The organism is Mycolicibacterium sp. HS_4_1, from assembly GCF_054515875.1.
In genome coordinates, this window is sequence record NZ_CM137261.1 from 528,467 (window position 1) to 547,175 (window position 18,709).

Sequence of the window (18,709 nt, forward strand, 5' to 3'; positions counted from 1 at the left end):
ACATCATGGGCAGGTTCGAGAACAAGGTCGGCATCGTGACCGGGGCCGGCGGCGGCATCGGTCAGGTCTACGCCGAGGCACTGGCCCGCGAAGGCGCCGCCGTGGTCATCGCCGACATCAATGTCGAAGGCGCGGAGAAGGTGGCCGCCGGCATCAAGGCCGAAGGCGGCAAGGCCCTGGCCGTACGCGTCGACGTCTCCGACATCGATTCGGCCAATGACATGGCGGCGCAAGCCGTGGCCGAGTTCGGCGGCATCGACTACCTGGTGAACAATGCCGCGATCTTCGGTGGCATGAAACTCGACGGCCTGCTGACCGTGGACTGGGACTACTACCGCAAGTTCATGAGCGTCAACCTCGACGGTGCGCTGGTGTGTACCCGCGCGGTTTTTCCGCACATGGAGAAGCGCGGCGGCGGGTCGATCGTCAACCAGTCCTCCACGGCAGCATGGGTTTACGCCAATTTCTACGGTTTGGCGAAGGTCGGGATCAACGGTCTGACGCAGCAACTCTCCCGTGAGCTGGGGTGGCGCAACATCCGCATCAACGCGATCGCGCCGGGACCCATCGATACCGAGGCCAACCGCAGCACCACCCCCCAGGCCATCGTGAAGCAGATTGTGCAGACCCTGCCGCTGGCGCGGATGGGCACCCCGGAAGACCTCGCCGGCATGTGCCTGTTCCTGCTGTCCGACGAGGCCAGCTGGATCACCGGGCAGATCTTCAATGTCGACGGCGGACAGATCATCCGGTCATGAGTTCTGACGTGACACTGGGGTACATCGGTCTCGGCAATCAGGGCGCGCCGATGGCCAAGCGCTTGGCCGAATGGCCGGGCGGGCTCATCGTTTTCGACATGCGTGCCGAGGCCATGGCGCCGTTCGCGGAACTGGGCGCCACGCTGGCCGACAGCGTCGCGGAGGTGGCCAAGGCTGACGTGATCAGCGTGACCGTGCTCAACGACGAGCAGGTCCGGGACGTTGTGGCACAGTTGGCTCAACACGCCGAGCCCGGCACGGTGATCGCGATCCATTCCACGATCGAGCCGACGACGGCGGTCGAGCTGGCCGAGCAACTGCGGCCCAAGGGGATTCACATCGTCGACGCACCGGTGAGCGGTGGTGCCGGGGCGGCGAGCAAGGGCGAACTGGCCGTCATGGTCGGGGCCGACGACGAGGCCTACGACAAGGTGAAGCCCGTCTTCAAGCAGTGGGCGTCGTTGGTGGTGCGCGCCGGCGAACCGGGCGCGGGCACCAAGATGAAGCTGGCCCGGAACATGCTGACCTTCATCGGTTTTGCCGCCGCATGCGAGGCGCAGAAGCTGGCCGAGGCCTCCGGCATCGACCTGCAGAAGCTGGGCCGCGTCGTGCGGCACAGCGATGCGCAGTCCGGCGGCCCCGGTGCGATCATGGCGCGCGACGACACCAAGCCGCTGGCCCCCGACCACTTTCTCTACAACATGTTCGTCCACACCCGGGGTCTGGCGGAGAAGGACCTCATGCTGGCCCTCGGATTGGGTTCTGCTGTGGGAGTCGAGCTTCCGCTTGCCGAGCTGGCTTTGGCCAACCTCGCCGAGGGCCTCGGCGTACCGCATTCGAAGGAGTCATGATGGACGAGTTGCGCGCCAAAGGCCTGGCGAAGATGAACGAGGTCTACGGCTGGGAGATGCCCAACATCGAGGGCGACCCGTACTTCGACCTCACCGTGGACCACTTGTTCGGCACCATCTGGAGCAAGCCCGGATTGAGCATGCGGGAAAAGCGGCTGATGACGTTGACATGCGTCACGGCCGTCGGCTCCCAGGACCTCGCCGAGATTCAGGTCAACGCCGCCTTGCTCAACGAGGAATTCACCGAGGCCGAGCTCAAAGATATTGGCATCTTCCTCACGCAGTACCTCGGCTTCCCACTCGGTTCGGCGTTCAACGGCACCGTGTCCAAGGTGGTGGCCCGGCGGCGCAAAGCAGCCGAGAAGGGCGTGGCCGAGGACCGCAGGGCGAACGTCAACGCCGCGGTCAAGATGACCACCGGGAGCGAGCTCGATGACAAGTAGGTACGCCTCGCTGTCGCGGGCGCAGCTCGCGGCCCTGGTGCCCGAGCTGCTGCTGATCGGGCAGCTCATCGACCGCTCCGGAATGGCCTGGTGCATCGTCGAATTCGGCCGGGAAGAGATGCTGCAGATCGCCATCGAGGAGTGGGCCGGGTCCAGCCCGCTCTACACCAAGCGGATGCAGAAGGCACTGAAATACGAAGGCGTGGACGTCATCACGATCTTCAAGGGCCTGCAGTTGGACATCGGTGCGCCGCCGCAGTTCATGGATTTCCGGTATACCGTGCACGACCGCTGGCACGGCGAGTTCCACCTGGACCACTGCGGCGCGCTGCTGGACGTCGAGCCCATGGGGCCCGATTACGTGCGCGGCATGTGCCACGACATCGAGGACCCGACGTTCGACGCGACGGCGCTGGCCACCAACCGGCGCTGTCAGGTGCGGCCCATCCACCGGCCGCCGCGCGTGCCGGGGGACCGGACGCCGGCCTGCGCGTGGACCGTCATCATCGATGAGTCGTATCCCGAGGTCGGGTTCATCCCGCAGCTCGACATCATCGGCGCGACCAATGCGTACCGGTGCGAGCTCGATGACATCGATCCCGCGGACGAGGGGCAGGCCGACTACTCCGGCCCGCTGGTGAGCGACGTCGACTTCTCGGCCTTCTCGCACTCGGCGCTGGTGCGTATCGCCGATGAGGTGTGTCTGCAGATGCACCTGCTGATGCTGTCTTTCGCACTGGCGGTCCGGGCCCGTTGCAGCGGGTCCGCAGAGGACAGGGGCACGGAGAAGGAACGGTCGATCCGCACCAAGTCGCTGATCGGCATCTCGGGCGTGGCAGCCGAGCGCATCCAGCGGGTGCTGGGGTTGCCGAACGACGCCGCCGGTGCCCTGCGGGTGCTGGAGCTGCATCCGCTCCTCAACCCGGCTGCGTATGTCTCCGTCGATGTTTCGGCGGAAGAGGCCCACGTGTACCCGTCGCCGGCCCACGAGGACGGCGCCTGGATCGCGCTGGTGTCTCCCGAGGCCGACCTGCCGCTGCAGGCGATCGCTACGGCGGTCAACCCGCTGCTGCGCGCAGAAGTCTCCGGCGACGCGAGCGACTGGACCGTGCGGTTCATCGAAACCGACACCCCGGCGAAGGAGCTCGGAGAGGTCTCGGTGTGCAAGGTGAGCAGCGGAGCGGCGTGGGTCTTCGAGGATCGCAAGTCCCTGCCGTTGACGGTGGTCTAGCGGACGGAGACCAGCTCTCTCTCTGCGGCACTTGCGATCTGAAGGTGTCAGCATCGGCTGACGTTGTCAGCGCATGATGACAATGTCGCGATTTGCGACAGCTCTGGATCAAAGGCATTGGGTACCGGGTGACTCCCGCGTTGACCGGGCGGTGACGTCACAAAGATGTGTGCGTGGATGCAGGGTCAGCATCCGACGGTCTGAGCCCCTCAGAAGTCGTCGAACTCGCTGTCGAGACTCTGGATCCGCCCGGCGACCCCCGACAGGTCGGTGTGGGAGCGCGCGATGATGTCGGCGACGTCGCCGCTGGCCTTGCCGATCGCGGCCCACAGCGCGTGGTCGGCGGCGGCAGTCGGGGTCTTCTTGGCTTCGTCGGCGAGGTCGGTCACCCAGTGCTTGAGCGCGTCGAGTTGGCGGCGCCCGCCGTTGACCACGTCCGCCGACCGCTCGAGCTCGTCGCCCAGGCGTTTGTCGAGGTCGGCCAGCCGGCCGAGGGCCTGGGCGTGCCTGTCGTTGGCGTCGGCGTAGCGGTCGGCTGCGGCGCCGCTCCAGTGCGATCCCGGACCTGCCGCCTTGACCTGGTCCTGCAACCCGCGCAGCTCGGCACTCTTGTCGAACTCGGTGCGGTCATGCGGAACGCCTTCGCCGAAAGTGGCGCGAGCCCGTTCCCACATCAGCAGGAAGGCATCCAGCGGTTCCACCGGTGCAGACCTCCTCGCGTGCGTCGAGCCCGTCCAGTTTAAGGCGGGGCCGCCTGGAGATTAGGGTGTGGCTGTGCGCGTCCTCGTGATCGGCTCCGGTGCCCGTGAACATGCCCTGCTGCTCGCCCTGAGCCGCGACCCCCAGGTGGACTACCTGGCCGTCGCTCCCGGCAACGCCGGTACCTCCGCCGTCGCTGAGCAGCACGACGTCGACATCACTGCCGCCGACGAGGTCGTGGCGCTGGCCAAGAAGCTGGCCGCCGACCTCGTCGTGATCGGCCCCGAGGTGCCGCTGGTGCTCGGCGTGGCCGACGCCCTGCGCGCGGCCGGCATCGCCTGCTTCGGACCGAGTAAGGACGCTGCGCGCATCGAAGGCTCGAAGGCGTTCGCCAAAGACGTCATGGCCGCCGCCGGGGTTCGCACCGCGACCAGCGAGATCGTCGACAACCCCGCACACCTCGACGCCGCACTGGACCGCTTCGGACCGCCGGCCGGCCAGCAGGCGTGGGTCGTCAAGGATGACGGTCTGGCAGCCGGCAAGGGCGTCGTCGTCTCCGCCGACCGTGAGGCCGCTCGCGCGCACGCCGCCGAACTGCTCGAGTCCGGCCACCCGGTGCTGCTCGAGTCTTTCCTCGACGGACCTGAGGTGTCGCTGTTCTGCGTCGTCGACGGCGAGACCGTGGTGCCGTTGCTGCCCGCCCAGGACTTCAAGCGCGTCGGCGACAACGACAGCGGCCCCAACACCGGCGGCATGGGCGCCTACACGCCGCTGCCGTGGCTGCCCGCCGCGGTTGTCGGCCAGATCGTCAACGAGGTCGTCAAACCCGTTGCCGCCGAACTGGTTCGGCGTGACAGCTCGTTCTCCGGGCTGCTGTACGCCGGCCTGGCCATCACCTCGAAGGGGCCGGCCGTCGTCGAATTCAACTGCCGCTTCGGCGATCCCGAGACGCAGGCCGTGCTGGCGCTGCTGGAGACCCCGCTGGGCGCGCTGCTGAACGCCGCCGCGACCGGCACGCTGGATACGTTCGGTGCGCTGCGGTGGAAAGACGGCTCGGCGGTGACGGTCGTGGTAGCGGCCGAGAACTATCCGGGCCGCCCCCGCGTCGGCGACGTGATCACCGGATCGGAGACCGCAGGCGTGCTGCACGCGGGCACCACCCGCCGCGATGACGGCAGCGTCGTCTCCTCCGGCGGCCGCGTGCTGTCGGTGGTCGGCACCGGCGCGGACCTGGCCGCCGCGCGGGCCGAGGCCTACCGAATCATCGAGTCAATTCGGTTGCCGGGCAGCCACTTCCGAACCGACATCGGCCTCGCCGCCGCCGAAGGCCGCATCTCGCTCTAACGGGGATTTGTGCAATCACTGGACGAGCAGGGGTGCCAGCCAGGAGATCTCGGCCGGCAGCTGCGAACTCCAGAACGAGCCGTCGTGGCCGCCGGGGGAGAACCCGCCGGCGGCGCCGTTCGGCAGCTGCGCGATGAACTGCTTGGTGGCCGAGTAGAACGGGTCGCTGTCGCCGCAGTCGATCCGGATCGGGATGCCGGCCAGCCCGGGCAGACCCCACACTGAATTGGCCGCGTAGTCGGCTGCGCCGTCGAAGGCGCCCGGAGCCGTCGCACCCGACGACGTCCACAGCGCGGGGCTGACAGCGCAGATCGCCGCGGTCCGGGCCGCCCCGAGCCGGCCGCCGAGCAGCAGCGCGCCGTAGCCGCCCATCGACCAGCCGAGGAAACCCACGCGCGAAGTGTCGAGGCCTTGCGAGGACAGCATCGGGATCAGCTCGTCGAGCACCATCGCGCCCGAATCCTCACCGGATGCCCGCTTGTGCCAGTAGCCGCCACCGCCGTCGACGGCCACCACGGCGAACGGCGGCAGGCCCGCGGCCACGGCCTGGGCGAGCCCCTGTTCGACGCCGCCCGCCATGACCGTAGCGGCGTCACTACCCTTCCCGTGCAGCGCGATCACGGGGCGCAACGGCGCCGTCTGGCCGGGCGGGCGGGCGATGGCCCAGCTGGTGGAGATACCGCCGCGGGCCTGTGAGACGAACGAACCGGCCACGTAGGTGGGTGCGGGCTCCTGCGCCTGCGGGGCCAGCGGCGGCGGCGCGAGAGGCGATCCGACGCTCGTCATGGTCACCGGGGTTGCGGTGACCGTCGGGCGGTTGAACGTCGACCCCAACGCGAACGCGCCGGCGGCCCCTGCAGCGGCGCCGGCTCCGAGACGGAGGACGGCACGTCGGGTCAGCTCTGCCATGGCCGCCATCATGCCATCGGCATTTCTGAGCATTGCCTAATGGATTACGTGAAATCGTGATCGCCGCGAGACCATTCCTGGCAGCATTTACAGGGTGATGACAGCAGTGACCCCCAAGGGGGAAAGACGGCGGTATGCGCTGGTCAGCGCCGCCGCCGAGCTGCTGTGCGAGGGCGGCTTCGACGCCGTCCGGCACCGCGCCGTGGCGCAGCGAGCCGGGCTGCCGCTGGCCTCCACCACCTACTACTTCTCCTCCCTCGACGACCTCATCGAAAAGGCGGTCGAGCATGTCGGAGAATCCGAATCTCAGCAGCTGCGCATGCAGGTCTCGGCGCTGTCACGGCGCCGCCGCGGGGCGGACGCGACGGCGGATCTGCTGGTCGATCTGCTGGTCGGCGACGGTAACCGGGCATCTGACCAGTTGATTTCCCGCTACGAGCGGTACATCGCCTGTGCCCGCCAGCCCGGGCTGCGCGACGTGCAGCGACGCATCCTCAAGCAGCGGTCCGATGCTGTCATCGAGGTGGTGGAGCGGTCTGGGCGCTCGGTGCGGGCCGAACTGCTGACGGCCCTGGTCTGCGCGGTGGACGGGGCAGTGGTGGCCTCGATGGTGAGCGATGGTGACGGCCCCCGGGCGACGGCCCGGGCCACCCTCGTGGACGTCATCGACGTCTTGGCCCCCTTCGACCAAGAACGCCGGGTCGCCCTATAAGCGGGGTTAGTAGGCTGTAGCTCCGTGAGCATCCCCAACGTGCTGGCCAATCGTTATGCCAGCGACGAGATGGTGGCCATCTGGTCGCCGGAGAACAAGATTGTCGCCGAACGCCGGCTCTGGCTGGCCGTGCTGCGCGCGCAGTCCGAGCTGGGTGTGTCGGTGCCCGACGGGGTGCTGGCCGACTACGAGCGCGTGCTGGAGCAGGTGGACCTGGCGTCCATCGCCGCGCGCGAGCGCGTGACCCGGCACGACGTCAAGGCGCGCATCGAAGAGTTCAACGCGCTCGCCGGCCACGAGCACGTCCACAAGGGCATGACGAGCCGCGACCTCACCGAGAACGTCGAGCAGTTGCAGATCCGGCAGTCGCTGGAACTGGTGTTCTCCCACGGGGTCGCCGTGGTGGCGCGGCTGGCCGAGCGCGCCGCGCTGTACCGCGACCTGGTGATGGCCGGCCGGTCGCACAACGTGGCGGCGCAGGCCACCACGCTGGGCAAGCGGTTCGCCTCGGCCGCCGAGGAGACGCTGATCGCGCTGACCCGGCTGCGCGAGCTGATCGACCGGTACCCGCTGCGTGGCATCAAGGGCCCGATGGGGACAGCGCAGGACATGCTGGACCTGTTCGGCGGCGACGCCTCGCGGCTGGCCGACCTGGAGCGCCGGGTTGCCGAATTCTTGGGCTTCACTGAGGTTTTCACCTCCGTCGGCCAGGTGTACCCGCGGTCGCTCGACCACGACGTGCTGTCCGCGCTGGTGCAGCTGGGCGCCGGACCGTCGTCCTTCGCGCACACCATCCGGCTGATGGCCGGCCACGAACTTGCCACCGAGGGCTTCGCGCCGGGGCAGGTCGGCTCGTCGGCAATGCCCCACAAGATGAACACCCGGTCGTGTGAACGCGTCAACGGCCTGCAGGTCGTCCTGCGCGGCTACGGCTCCATGGCCGCGGAACTCGCTGGGGCGCAATGGAATGAAGGCGACGTCTTCTGTTCGGTGGTGCGCCGGGTCGCACTGCCGGACGCGTTCTTCGCGATCGACGGCCAGACCGAGACGTTCCTGACGGTTCTCGACGAGTTCGGCGCCTACCCGGCAGTGATCCAGCGGGAGCTGGACCGCTACCTGCCGTTCCTGGCGACCACCCGCATCCTGATGGCCGCGGTGCGCGTCGGCGTCGGCCGCGAGACCGCGCACGAGGTCATCAAGGAACACGCCGTCGCGGTGGCGCTGGCGATGCGCGAAAAGGGTGTGGAGCCAGACCTTCTGGACCGGCTGGCCGCCGATCCGCGCCTTCCGCTGGACCGTGTCGAGCTCGACGCGGCGCTGGCCGACAAGCAGGCTTTCAGCGGCGCCGCCGGCGATCAGGTCGACGCGGTCGTGGCGGCGGTGGACCGGTTGGTCGCGCAGTACCCGGAGGCGGCCCAGTACACCTCGGGCGCCATCCTGTGACCCTGGCGGGGAGCTTGGCCGGGGTCGACCTGACCGACCTCGACAACTTCGCGTCGGGCTTCCCGCACGAGCTGTTCGCGCGGCACCGCCTCGAAGCTCCGGTGTACTGGCACGAGCCGACCGAGAACACCCCGGACGGCGAGGGCTTCTGGTCGGTCGCCACCCACGCGGAAACCCTTGCGGTGCTGCGTGATCCAGTGACGTACTCGTCGGTGACGGGCGGATCCCGGCCGTTCGGCGGGACGCTGATCCAGGACCTGTCCATCGCCGGCCAGGTGCTCAACATGATGGATGACCCGCGGCACGCGGAGATCCGGCGGCTGGTGTCGTCGGGGCTGACACCGCGGATGATCGCGCGGGTCGAGGACGACCTCCGGGTGCGCAGCCAGGCGCTGCTGGACGCGGTGGTCCCGTCGCAGCCTTTTGATTTCCTGGTCGACATCGCCGCCGAGCTGCCGATGCAGATGATCTGCATCCTGATGGGTATCCCGGAGTCGCAACGGCACTGGCTGTTCGAGGCCATCGAGCCGAGCTTCGACTTCGGCGGGTCGCGCACGGCTGCCATCACCCGGTTGTCCGTGGAGGAAGCCGGATCCCGGATGTACAACTTCGGCATGGAGCTGATCGCCGCGAAGCGGGCGGAGCCCACTGACGACATGCTGTCGGTGGTCGCCAACGCCGAGGGTGTCTCCGACCTCGAGGTGTACCTGTTCTTCAACCTGCTGTTCAGCGCCGGTGCGGAGACCACCCGGAATTCTGTGGCCGGCGGCCTGTTGGCATTGTGCGAGAACCCATCTCAGCTGGCGTTGCTGCGCTCGGACCTGTCGCTGCTGCCCTCGGCGATCGAGGAGATGGTGCGCTGGACGTCGCCGTCACCGTCAAAGCGTCGCACCGCCACGCGAACCGTCGAGCTGGGTGGATGCACCATCGAGGCGGGGCAGAAGGTGGTCGTCTGGGAAGGGTCGGCCAACCGCGACGAGCGGGTGTTCACCGATCCCATGACCTTCGACGTGACCCGGAAACCCAACCCGCACTTGGGTTTCGGGCAGGGGCTGCACTACTGTCTAGGCGCCAACCTGGCCCGGCTGGAGCTGCGGGTGCTGTTCGAGGAGTTGCTGACCCGGTTCCCGGACATCCAGGTTGTCGAGCCACCGGAATGGACGCGGAGCAACCGCCACACCGGGCTTCGGCACCTGATGGTCACGACTTTTCGAGCGTGAACTGGTTGACGTCGACCTGGCCGAGCCGGAAACCCTTTGCGCAGCCCGTCAAATACTTCATGTACCGGTCGTAGACCTCCACGGATTGCATCGCTATCGCCTCGTCGCGGCGCGCTTGGAGTGCTTCGGCCCACAGGTCCAGCGTTCGTGCGTAGTGGGGCTGCAGTGATTGCACCCGGGTCACTGTGAACCCGGCTTCGCCGGCACGCTGTTGCACCATCTCGGTTGTCGGCAGGCGCCCGCCCGGAAAGATCTCGGTCGTGATGAACTTGATGAACCGGGCCAGCTCGAAAGTCAGCGGTATGCCAAGTTCTTTGGCGTTCCGCGGGTCGAAGCCGCAGATGGTGTGCAGCAGCATGACGCCGTCGGCCGGAAGGACGTCGTAGGCCATCTGGAAGAACGCCGGATAGCGATCGTGGCCAAAGTGTTCGAACGCGCCGATGGACACGATCCGGTCGACAGGTTCTCGGAACTGCTCCCAACCCTCCAGCAGCACGCGGCGCGAGCGTGTCGTCTCCAACCCGTCCAGCAGTTGCTCTACGTGCGTGGCCTGGTTCTTGGACAGCGTCAGCCCGACGACGTCGACGTCGTACTTCTCGATCGCGCGCCGCATGGTGGCGCCCCAGCCGCAGCCGATATCGAGCACTGTCATCCCCGGCGTCAGGCCCAGCTTGCCCAGCGCGAGGTCGATCTTCGCCATCTGTGCTTGTTCCAGCGTCATGTCGTCACGCTCGAAATATGCACAGCTATAGGTCTGGCTGGGATCCAGGAACAGCCGGAAGAAATCATCCGAGAGGTCATAGTGCGCTTGGACATCCGCAAAATGCGGTTTGAGTTGATCTGCCATGGCTTCCTCTCCTGGCCGACGGCCGGGCTGCGGATCGTGCGCGCTGGTCGGCCGTCGACAGCGACGGCCCGGACGTTGGTACGGGTGCTCGATACACGCGTGCGATGCCTGCACGGTTCACGAGCACTACAACCGGTGTTCGTTGCCAGATTTCAGTTGGACGGGTCGGGCGCCGAAATTGATGGATACAGGACTGCGGAGCGATCAGGTGCAGCGATCAATAGCGCAGGAATTCGCGGTCTGGCGGCGCCCGCGCTGCTGGAGCGATCAGCCAGAGAAGTCCTGAAAAACATTGCCGACGGCTTCCAAGTGAAGCAACGACTCAGCGGCAATGCAAGCGCAAACGCCCGAACGATCGGCGCCGGCTGTCAGGACGACGTGGGCCGGGCCGGACGCAGTCCCGCAGATCGCAACTCCAGCGCCGCGAGTTTGCGGATCGCGATGGTGTCGTGGGTGCGCCAGGCTGTCACCGGGTCGTCGGAAACCTCCGTGAGCTTGGCCAACGGCCGGTTGGCCAGCGCCCGCAGTGCCAGGAGTTGTTCGCCGGCATCGGTCGACGCCAGCGTCACCGCCGTCCACTTGCGCCGGAAGAACCGGATCCGCAGCACCAGCCAGGGCATCGCCACGGCGAGGATCGGCGGCAGCGCGACCGCCAGCGCGAGTACCCAGGCGAGCCAGCCTGCGGTGCTGTTGAGGCTGTCGCCGGCGCCCGCGATGTCGACCGCCGCGCTGCTGGCCGACCGCAGCGGGCCTCCGAAGGCCTTCCCGATCAGGGGAATCCCGTCGGCGTTGTGGCCGGCCGAGCCCAGGCTGTTGGCGACACCGTCGGCGCCGTCGTGCACCTGACGTCCGACGTCGGCGATGGTGGCGATGGCGCTGTGGACTGCGACGCCGACCGAGATCCAGATGGCGAACCACACCAACGCGACGATGTCGCTGGTCAGCTGGCCGAGCAGCCGGCCCGGCGTCCGGGCGTAGGGCACGTAGCGCGAACTCATGCCTCCCATCCCAACAGATAGGGTGGTCCGATGCGCCCAGCTTTGTCCGACTACCGGCATCTGACCAGCGGCAAGGTTCGCGATCTGTATCGCATCGACGACGACCACCTGCTGTTCGTCGCGTCGGACCGGATCTCGGCTTTCGACTATGTCCTGGACAGCGAGATCCCGGACAAGGGCCGGGTGCTCACCGCCATGAGCGTCTTTTTCTTCGACTACCTGGCCGAGCAGCTGGGCACCGCCAACCACCTCGCCGGCCCCGCCGACGACGAGCGCATCCCCGCCGAGGTGCTGGGCCGCGCCCTGGTGGTGCGAAGCCTCGAGATGATGCCGGTCGAATGTGTGGCGCGTGGGTACCTCACCGGTTCGGGGCTCATCGACTATCGCAACACGGGTCAGGTGTGCGGCATCGAATTGCCTGCCGGGCTGACCGAGGCCAGCCGCTTCGCCGAGCCGCTCTTCACGCCGGCGACCAAGGCCGAGATCGGTGCGCACGACGAGAACATCGCGTTCGACGCCGTCGAGAAGCTGGTCGGTACCGAGCGGGCCGCGCAGCTGCGCGACGAGACCCTCAAGGTCTACAGCGCGGCTGCCGCGCACGCGCTGACCAAGGGAATCATCTTGGCGGACACTAAGTTCGAGTTCGGGGTCGACGTCGACGGCGGGTTGGTGCTGGCCGACGAGGTACTGACACCGGACTCGTCGCGGTACTGGCCGGTGGAGGGCTATACCGAGGGTGTGGTGCAGCCCAGCTTCGACAAGCAGTTCGTCCGGAACTGGCTGACCGGCCCGGACTCCGGCTGGGACCGCGCCGGCGACACCCCGCCACCGGCGTTGCCCGACGGCATCGTCGAGGCCACCCGGGCCCGGTACATCGAAGCGTACGAACGGATTTCGGGCCGCCGCTTCTCCGAATGGGTCGGTGCATGAGCATGGGTACGCCTCCTGTCGCCAAGAAGGTTGAACACCGCCGCGAGCACCACGGCGACGTGTTCGTCGACCCGTACGAGTGGATGCGGGACAAGAACGATCCCGACGTGATCGCGCTGCTGAATGCGGAGAACGATTACACCGAGGAGATCACCGAGCCGCTGGAACCGTTGCGGCAGAAGATCTTCGACGAGATCAAGGCCCGCACCAAGGAGACCGACCTCTCGGTGCCGACCCGGCGCGGCGACTGGTGGTACTACGCCCGTAGTTTCGAGGGCAAGCAGTACAGCGTGCACTGCCGGTGTCCCATCAGCGATCCCGACGACTGGACGCCGCCGCAACTCGACGAGCACACCGAGGTCCCCGGCGAGCAGGTGCTGCTGGACGAGAACGTCGAGGCCGAAGGGCATGATTTCTTCTCGCTCGGCGCGGCCACCGTCAGCGTCGACGCCAACATCCTCGCGTACTCGGTCGACACCGTCGGCGATGAGCGATACACGTTGAAGTTCAAGAACTTACGCACGGGCGAGCTGTACGACGACCGGATCACCGGCATCGGCGCCGGCGGTACCTGGGCAGCCGACAACCGCACGCTGTACTACGTCACCGTCGACGAGGCCTGGCGGCCGGACACGGTGTGGCGGCACCGATTGGGCTCCGGGCTGCCCGGTGAGAAGGTGCACCACGAATCGGACGAGCGGTTCTGGGTCGGCGTCGGGCGTACGCGCAGTGACAAGTACATCTTCATCGCCGCCGGCAGTGCCGTCACCTCCGAGGTGCGCTACGCCGACGCCGGCGACTCCAAAGCCGAGTTCACTGTGGTGTTGCCGCGCAAGGACTCTGTGGAGTATTCGGTCGAGCACGCGGTGATCGGCGGCGAAGACCGGTTCCTGATCTTGCACAACGACGGCGCCGAGAACTTCACCCTGGTGGAGGCGCCGGTGTCCGACGCTCCGCTGGCTGGCCTGGAGCACACCCGCACGCTGATCGAACACCGCGACGACGTCCGCCTCGACGGTGTCGATGCGTTCGCGGACCAACTGGTGGTCAGCTACCGGCGCGAGGCATTGCCGCGAATCCAGTTGTGGCCCTTGGGGGCCGACGGCAACTACGGCGAACCGCAGGAGATCACCTTCGAATCGGAGCTGATGTCGGTCGGTCTGTCGGGTAACCCGAACTGGTCGTCACCGCGGCTCCGGTTGGGGGCGACGTCGTTCGTGATCCCGGTGCGGATCTACGACCTGGTTCTGGCCACCGGCGAACGAATCCTGTTGCGCGAGCAGCCGGTTCTCGGGGGCTACCGGCCGGAGGACTATCTCGAGCGCCGCGACTGGGCCGTCGCCGCCGACGGCACGAAGGTGCCGCTGTCGATCATCCAGCGGGCCGGCGCGCCGAACCCCGCGCCGGCGCTGCTGTACGGCTACGGCGCCTACGAGTCCTGCGAGGACCCGCGCTTCTCCATCGCCCGGCTGTCGTTGCTGGATCGCGGTGTGGTGTTCGTCATCGCCCATGTGCGTGGCGGTGGTGAGCTGGGGCGAGGCTGGTACGAGCACGGCAAGCTGCTGGCGAAGAAGAACACCTTCACCGATTTCATCAGTGCCGCAGAGCATCTGATCGCCACCGGGGTCACCCGGCCGGAGAACCTGGTGGCCCTCGGCGGCAGCGCCGGCGGTCTGCTGATGGGTGCGGTGGCCAATATGGCGCCTCAGCTGTTCGCGGGGATTCTGGCGCAGGTGCCTTTCGTCGACGCGCTGACCACCATCCTCGATCCGTCGCTGCCGCTCACCGTCACCGAATGGGACGAGTGGGGTAATCCGTTGGCGGACAAGGACGTCTACGACTACATGAAGTCCTACACGCCGTACGAGAACGTGACGGCCCAGGACTACCCGAGCATCCTGGCGATGACGTCGCTGAACGACACCCGGGTGTACTACGTCGAGCCGGCGAAATGGGTTGCGGCCCTGCGCGTCACCAAGACCGACGACCGTCCTGTGCTGCTCAAGACCGAGATGGCCGCCGGGCACGGTGGCACCAGTGGGCGCTACGAACGCTGGAAGGAAGCGGCGTTCCAGTACGCCTGGGTGTTAGCCACCGCGGACCGCGACAAATACGGCGGCGGCCAGGTAGACGACCTCCTGGACGGAGCGCACGCATAAATTCGCGGTCATCGACGGCGGGGTGTCGGGCATCTGCGAGGCGTAGATGTTAGCCGGGAACATGGCGAGCATCAGCAGGAACAGGCAGATGGCGGCCGCGACGCGCGTGGGCGGAAATAGCAGCCCGACAGCGCCGAGTAGTTCGAGCACGCCGGTGACGGCGACCAGCCGTTCCGGTGACGGCAGCCGCGGTGGGACGATCGCGATCATGTCGCGCCGCATGCCCGGGGTGAAGTGGGCGATGCCGGTCATCGTGAACATCAGGGCCAGGCCGACCGCGATGGCACCGGGCCAGCTGTCGAGATAGCCGACCCCGAGCCAGCCGGCTGTCCGCGCGGCCAAACTGCCCAGCACGAGAGCGAGAAGAACGGCCATGAGCTGCGCCTCCATAATCTAGTCAACGCCTAGATTGAAGGATAACCTGGAACTTGTCACTGTCAAGATAGGATGCGGTCATGGCCAGGCACAGCTACCACCACGGCGACCTGAAGTCCGTCATCCTGGCGCAGGCGGCGGTACTGGTTGCCGAACGCGGTGCCGACGGTATCTCGCTGCGCGAACTGGCCCGCGCCGCCGGGGTGTCGCACGCGGCACCTGCGCATCACTTCACCGACCGGCGTGGGTTGTTCACCGCACTGGCGACCGAGGGCTTCACGCTGCTGGCCGCAGCGCTCAATGATGCCGAACCCGAATTCGCCTATGCCGCAAGGGCTTACGTGCAGTTCGCCCTCGACCGGCCCGGTTACTACGCGGTGATGTTCGACAAGATGCTCTACGACGCGACCGACCCGGCCCTGCGCGCCGCCGAAGCCGAGGCTGCGGCCGAGCTTACGCGCGGCGTCGCGACCCTGACCGATCCCAACGCCCAGCGCGACCCCGAGGGCGCGGCCCTGGCCGCCTGGTCCCTGGTGCACGGCTTCGCGCTGCTGACGCTCAACGGCGCCGTCTCCGATGACGACCCCGTCGACACTGCCGAGCGCCTCGCCCGAATCCTCTTCTCCGGCTAGCCCCCAATTCCCGCAACCCCACCTCCCGCGAGCCGGGCCGGCGAGCGCGACGTTTCTGCACGCCCGCGGCGGCGTGTCACGCGCAGACACGCACGCTCGCGGGAAATGGAAGTGTTCAGGTGGCACCAATGTCACGGCAACCAATGGGACACCTGAAGTTGTCACACTGCTTGCATGGCTGGCCAATTGATCGTCTCGATCTCGGGCATCCGGGACCGCACGCTGGGCGATGTCGCCGACTTCTGCTCCGAGCTCGATGCGCGCCGGATTCCCTCGTCGCTGCTGGTCGCCCCGCGGCTCAAGGGTGGTTACCGCCTGGACCGCGACGCCGCCACGGTCGACTGGCTGACCACGCGCCGTGCCGACGGCGCCGCCGTAGTCCTGCACGGATTCGACGAAGCGGCCAGCAAGAAGCGTCGCGGCGAATTCGCCGCCCTGCCCGCTCACGAGGCCAACCTGCGGCTGATGGGTGCCGACCGGGTGCTCGAACACCTCGGCCTGCGCACCCGGCTGTTCGCCGCGCCCGGCTGGACGGCGTCACAGGGCACCGTGACGGCTTTGCCGCGCAACGGTTTCCGGATGCTGGCCGGGGACAGCGGAATCATCGATCTGGTGCGGTCGACAACGCTGCGGGCCCGGGTTCTCGGTGTCGGCGAAGGCTTTCTCACCGAACCCTGGTGGTGTCGGACCCTGGTGCTGGCTGCCGAGCGGACGGCGCGCCGCGGCGGCACCGTCCGGCTGGCGGTGGCCGCCGGCCAGCTGCGCCGGATCGGGCCGCGGCAGGCCATGCTCGACGCCGTCGATCTGTCGCTCATGCACGGCTGTGTCCCGGCGGCCTACGAGTGGACGCCGAGCCCGGCCCTAACCGACGCGGCGTAACGCCCGGGGCGCTAGCGTGGCGCCATGGATGCTGACGTCATCGTCGTGGGGGCGGGGCTCGCCGGACTGGTCGCCGCCGCTGAACTGCTGGAGCGTGGTCGGTCGGTGCTGATCGTCGACCAGGAGAACGAGGCCAACATCGGTGGCCAGGCGTTCTGGTCGTTCGGGGGACTGTTCTTCGTCGACAGCGCCGAACAGCGCCGCGTCGGTATCCGCGACAGCTACGAGCGGGCGCTGCAGGATTGGCTGCGCACGGCAGGATTCGACCGCGACGAAGACCACTGGCCCGAGCAGTGGGCGCGGGCCTACGTCGACTTCGCCGCCGGCGAGAAGCGCAGCTGGCTGCGAGAACGTGGCCTGCAGACGTTCGCGTTGGTCGGCTGGGCCGAACGCGGCGGCTGGGATGGCAAAGGGCCGGGCAACTCGGTACCCCGCTTCCACATCACCTGGGGCACCGGTCCGGCCTTGGTCGACGTCTTCGCCCGACGCGTCGTCGGCCACCCGAGAGTGAAGTTCGCCCACCGGCATCGGGTCGACGAGCTCATCGTCGACGGCGGTGCCGTCACCGGTGTGCGCGGCGCGGTGCTGGAACCGTCGGCCACTGCCCGCGGCGCAGCGTCGTCGCGTAACACCGTGGGGGAGTTCGAATTCCGGGCGCAGGCGGTGATCGTCGCCAGCGGTGGTATCGGCGGCAACCACGATCTGGTGCGGCAGAACTGGCCCAAGCGCATGGGCCGGGTTCCCGGGCAGCTGCTGTCGGGCGTACCCGCGCATGTCGACGGCCGCATGCTCGGCATCAGCGAAGCCGCCGGCGCCAGCGTCATCAACAACGACCGGATGTGGCACTACACCGAGGGCATCACCAACTACGACCCGGTGTGGCCGCTGCACGGCATCCGCATCCTGCCGGGCCCGTCGTCGCTGTGGCTGGACGCCACCGGCAAGAAGTTGCCCGACGCGTTGTACCCCGGCTACGACACCCTCGGCACGCTCGAGTACATCTGCCAAACCGGCTACGACTACACGTGGTTCGTCCTCGACCAGAGCATCATCGCGAAGGAATTCGGGCTGTCGGGCCAGGAGCAGAACCCCGACCTCACGGGCAAGAACCTGCGGGAAGTGCTGGCGCGCAGCCGAAACGGCGGGCCCGCCCCGGTCCGCGCGTTCGTGGACAAGGGCGTGGACTTCGTGTCGGCCAACACGCTGCGGGACTTGGTGGCTGCCATGAACACCGTGCCCGACGTCGTGCCGCTGGACTACGCGACCGTCGAAGCCGAGGTCGCCGCCCGCGACAACGAGATGACCCGAAAGCTCAGCAGCGACGGCCAGACCGTCGCCTACCGCGCCGCGCGTTCCTACCTGCCGGACCGGCTGGCCCGCATCGCCGGCCCTCATCGGCTGACCGATCCCAAGGTCGGCCCGATGATCGCCGTCAAGCTGCACATCCTGACCCGAAAGTCATTGGGCGGCTTGCACACCGACCTGGACTCCCGGGTGCTGACGCCGCAGGGTGGAGTGCTTGACGGACTGTACGCCGCCGGTGAGGCAGCTGGTTTCGGTGGCGGCGGGGTGCACGGCTACCGGGCGCTGGAAGGCACCTTCCTGGGTGGCTGCATCTTCTCGGGCCGGGCTGCCGGACGCGCCGCGGCGGCCGCCGTCGGCTGAGGTTTACCGCCGACCAATTCCACTTCCCCAGTGCGAGGCGCCCCTGGTTCGTGAATGGTGCAACGCCTGCGGCCCAGCCGCCAAGATGGCCAGGCACACCATAGAGGTCGCATAGAGCAGGCCGCCGATGATGTCGGTGAAGTAGTGGAAGCCGTTGCTGGCCATGCCGATAGACGGGATGGCGGCGCCGATTACGGCGAGCGCGACACTCCACGGATGAATCCCGACCGCGAGCACCAGCATGGCCGCGACGGTGATCGCCACCGTGGTGTGGCCGCTGGGATACGCCAGATTCTCGCCGTACCAGGGCCGGCCGAACAGCACCTTGAGCACCTTCGCGCCGATGATCGAGATGACGGGGCAGAGCGCGGTCACGGTGGCCAGCCGGAGCTCGCGCCGCCACAGCGGGATGACTATCGCCAGCAGGTAGAGCGGCACCAGCACCCGCACCCGATTCAGCAGCAGCATCCAGTACGGGTGCGGGCCGAGCAGGTCGTGCGACGTCTCCATGAACCAGCGATCCACGGCAGAATCGCCCGACCTGACAGCCAGGCCGAGCACGATCGCCGCGGTGAACCCCACCAGGGGCCACCACACCAGGAAGCGCCGGGTGC

Annotated in this window: 19 protein-coding genes; 13 read left to right on the plus strand and 6 right to left on the minus strand. The window is 67.8% G+C overall.

The genetic code is table 11. The annotated features are described in order from the left end of the window. Positions 1-5 precede the first annotated feature (5 nt). Genes ACX12F_RS02325 through ACX12F_RS02340 form a run of 4 tightly spaced genes read left to right on the plus strand, consistent with a single transcriptional unit; the run spans position 6 to position 3,283 of the window. Positions 6-758 (plus strand): SDR family oxidoreductase, encoded by a 753-nt coding sequence (locus ACX12F_RS02325; RefSeq protein ID WP_459368102.1) that lies wholly within the window; start codon positions 6-8, stop codon positions 756-758. Continuing rightward, positions 755-1,609, plus strand: coding sequence for an NAD(P)-dependent oxidoreductase (locus tag ACX12F_RS02330; RefSeq protein WP_459368103.1), 855 nt, complete (start codon positions 755-757; stop codon positions 1,607-1,609). The genes ACX12F_RS02325 and ACX12F_RS02330 overlap by 4 nt, the downstream gene beginning before the upstream one ends. Further along, complete coding sequence (locus ACX12F_RS02335) at positions 1,609-2,052, plus strand: carboxymuconolactone decarboxylase family protein (protein WP_459368104.1); 444 nt, start codon at positions 1,609-1,611, stop codon at positions 2,050-2,052. The genes ACX12F_RS02330 and ACX12F_RS02335 overlap by 1 nt, the downstream gene beginning before the upstream one ends. Beyond that, positions 2,042-3,283 carry a hypothetical protein gene (locus ACX12F_RS02340; RefSeq protein WP_459368105.1) on the plus strand — a complete coding sequence of 414 codons (1,242 nt, stop codon included), beginning with the start codon at positions 2,042-2,044 and terminating at the stop codon, positions 3,281-3,283. Before ACX12F_RS02335 ends, ACX12F_RS02340 begins: the two co-directional genes overlap by 11 nt. Positions 3,284-3,492: 209 nt before the next feature. Here ACX12F_RS02340 and ACX12F_RS02345 read toward each other — a convergent pair whose 3' ends face one another. Beyond that, entirely contained in the window at positions 3,493-3,984 is a 492-nt protein-coding gene (locus ACX12F_RS02345) for an EspA/EspE family type VII secretion system effector (RefSeq protein ID WP_459368106.1), read from the minus strand. Positions 3,985-4,057: 73 nt separating this feature from the next. On the opposite strand from ACX12F_RS02345, the gene purD reads away from it, so the two are divergent. Next, positions 4,058-5,326 (plus strand): phosphoribosylamine--glycine ligase, encoded by a 1,269-nt coding sequence (gene purD, locus ACX12F_RS02350; RefSeq protein ID WP_459368107.1) that lies wholly within the window; start codon positions 4,058-4,060, stop codon positions 5,324-5,326. Positions 5,327-5,341: 15 nt separating this feature from the next. Here purD and ACX12F_RS02355 read toward each other — a convergent pair whose 3' ends face one another. Further along, the gene (locus ACX12F_RS02355) at positions 5,342-6,247 is read right to left on the minus strand and encodes an alpha/beta hydrolase (protein ID WP_459370218.1); all 906 of its coding nucleotides are present in this window, start codon (positions 6,245-6,247) and stop codon (positions 5,342-5,344) included. An 85-nt stretch (positions 6,248-6,332) separates the two neighbouring features. Here ACX12F_RS02355 and ACX12F_RS02360 point away from each other — a divergent pair, with 85 nt between their 5' ends. The 3 genes from ACX12F_RS02360 to ACX12F_RS02370 are packed head-to-tail and all read left to right on the plus strand — an operon-like array spanning position 6,333 to position 9,610. Continuing rightward, a complete protein-coding gene (locus ACX12F_RS02360; RefSeq protein ID WP_459368108.1) occupies positions 6,333-6,947 on the plus strand; it encodes a TetR/AcrR family transcriptional regulator in 615 nt (204 codons plus the stop codon). 24 nt (positions 6,948-6,971) lie between these two features. Next, positions 6,972-8,390 carry an adenylosuccinate lyase gene (gene purB / locus ACX12F_RS02365; RefSeq protein ID WP_459368109.1) on the plus strand — a complete coding sequence of 473 codons (1,419 nt, stop codon included), beginning with the start codon at positions 6,972-6,974 and terminating at the stop codon, positions 8,388-8,390. Continuing rightward, positions 8,387-9,610, plus strand: coding sequence for a cytochrome P450 (locus tag ACX12F_RS02370; RefSeq protein WP_459368110.1), 1,224 nt, complete (start codon positions 8,387-8,389; stop codon positions 9,608-9,610). The genes purB and ACX12F_RS02370 overlap by 4 nt, the downstream gene beginning before the upstream one ends. Here ACX12F_RS02370 and ACX12F_RS02375 read toward each other — a convergent pair. Further along, a complete protein-coding gene (locus tag ACX12F_RS02375) occupies positions 9,591-10,457 on the minus strand; it encodes a cyclopropane mycolic acid synthase family methyltransferase (protein ID WP_459368111.1) in 867 nt (288 codons plus the stop codon). The two genes, ACX12F_RS02370 and ACX12F_RS02375, sit on opposite strands and share 20 nt — an antisense overlap. Positions 10,458-10,825: 368 nt before the next feature. After that, complete coding sequence (locus tag ACX12F_RS02380) at positions 10,826-11,455, minus strand: hypothetical protein (RefSeq protein ID WP_459368112.1); 630 nt, start codon at positions 11,453-11,455, stop codon at positions 10,826-10,828. 30 nt (positions 11,456-11,485) lie between these two features. Here ACX12F_RS02380 and ACX12F_RS02385 point away from each other — a divergent pair, with 30 nt between their 5' ends. Both ACX12F_RS02385 and ACX12F_RS02390 read left to right on the plus strand, forming a co-directional pair. Beyond that, on the plus strand, positions 11,486-12,385 hold the full coding sequence (locus ACX12F_RS02385) for a phosphoribosylaminoimidazolesuccinocarboxamide synthase (RefSeq protein WP_459368113.1): 900 nt from the start codon (positions 11,486-11,488) through the stop codon (positions 12,383-12,385). A 2-nt stretch (positions 12,386-12,387) separates the two neighbouring features. Next, positions 12,388-14,544, plus strand: a complete 2,157-nt coding sequence (locus tag ACX12F_RS02390) for a S9 family peptidase (protein WP_459368114.1) — start codon at positions 12,388-12,390, stop codon at positions 14,542-14,544. On the opposite strand, the gene ACX12F_RS02395 is transcribed toward ACX12F_RS02390, so the two are convergent. Next, positions 14,473-14,919, minus strand: coding sequence for a DoxX family protein (locus ACX12F_RS02395; protein ID WP_459368115.1), 447 nt, complete (start codon positions 14,917-14,919; stop codon positions 14,473-14,475). The genes ACX12F_RS02390 and ACX12F_RS02395 overlap by 72 nt on opposite strands. An 80-nt stretch (positions 14,920-14,999) precedes the next feature. On the opposite strand from ACX12F_RS02395, the gene ACX12F_RS02400 reads away from it, so the two are divergent. The 3 genes from ACX12F_RS02400 to ACX12F_RS02410 all read left to right on the plus strand — a co-directional run bounded on the left by ACX12F_RS02400 (position 15,000) and on the right by ACX12F_RS02410 (position 18,095). Beyond that, positions 15,000-15,551 (plus strand): TetR/AcrR family transcriptional regulator, encoded by a 552-nt coding sequence (locus ACX12F_RS02400; protein WP_459368116.1) that lies wholly within the window; start codon positions 15,000-15,002, stop codon positions 15,549-15,551. Between the two features lie 174 nt (positions 15,552-15,725). Beyond that, the gene (locus tag ACX12F_RS02405; protein ID WP_459368117.1) at positions 15,726-16,430 is read left to right on the plus strand and encodes a DUF2334 domain-containing protein; all 705 of its coding nucleotides are present in this window, start codon (positions 15,726-15,728) and stop codon (positions 16,428-16,430) included. 24 nt (positions 16,431-16,454) lie between these two features. After that, complete coding sequence (locus ACX12F_RS02410; RefSeq protein WP_459368118.1) at positions 16,455-18,095, plus strand: FAD-binding dehydrogenase; 1,641 nt, start codon at positions 16,455-16,457, stop codon at positions 18,093-18,095. Between the two features lie 3 nt (positions 18,096-18,098). Here the strand turns inward: ACX12F_RS02410 and ACX12F_RS02415 are convergent, their stop codons facing one another. Beyond that, positions 18,099-18,677, minus strand: coding sequence for a phosphatase PAP2 family protein (locus ACX12F_RS02415; protein WP_459368119.1), 579 nt, complete (start codon positions 18,675-18,677; stop codon positions 18,099-18,101). Between the last annotated feature and the right edge of the window lie 32 nt (positions 18,678-18,709).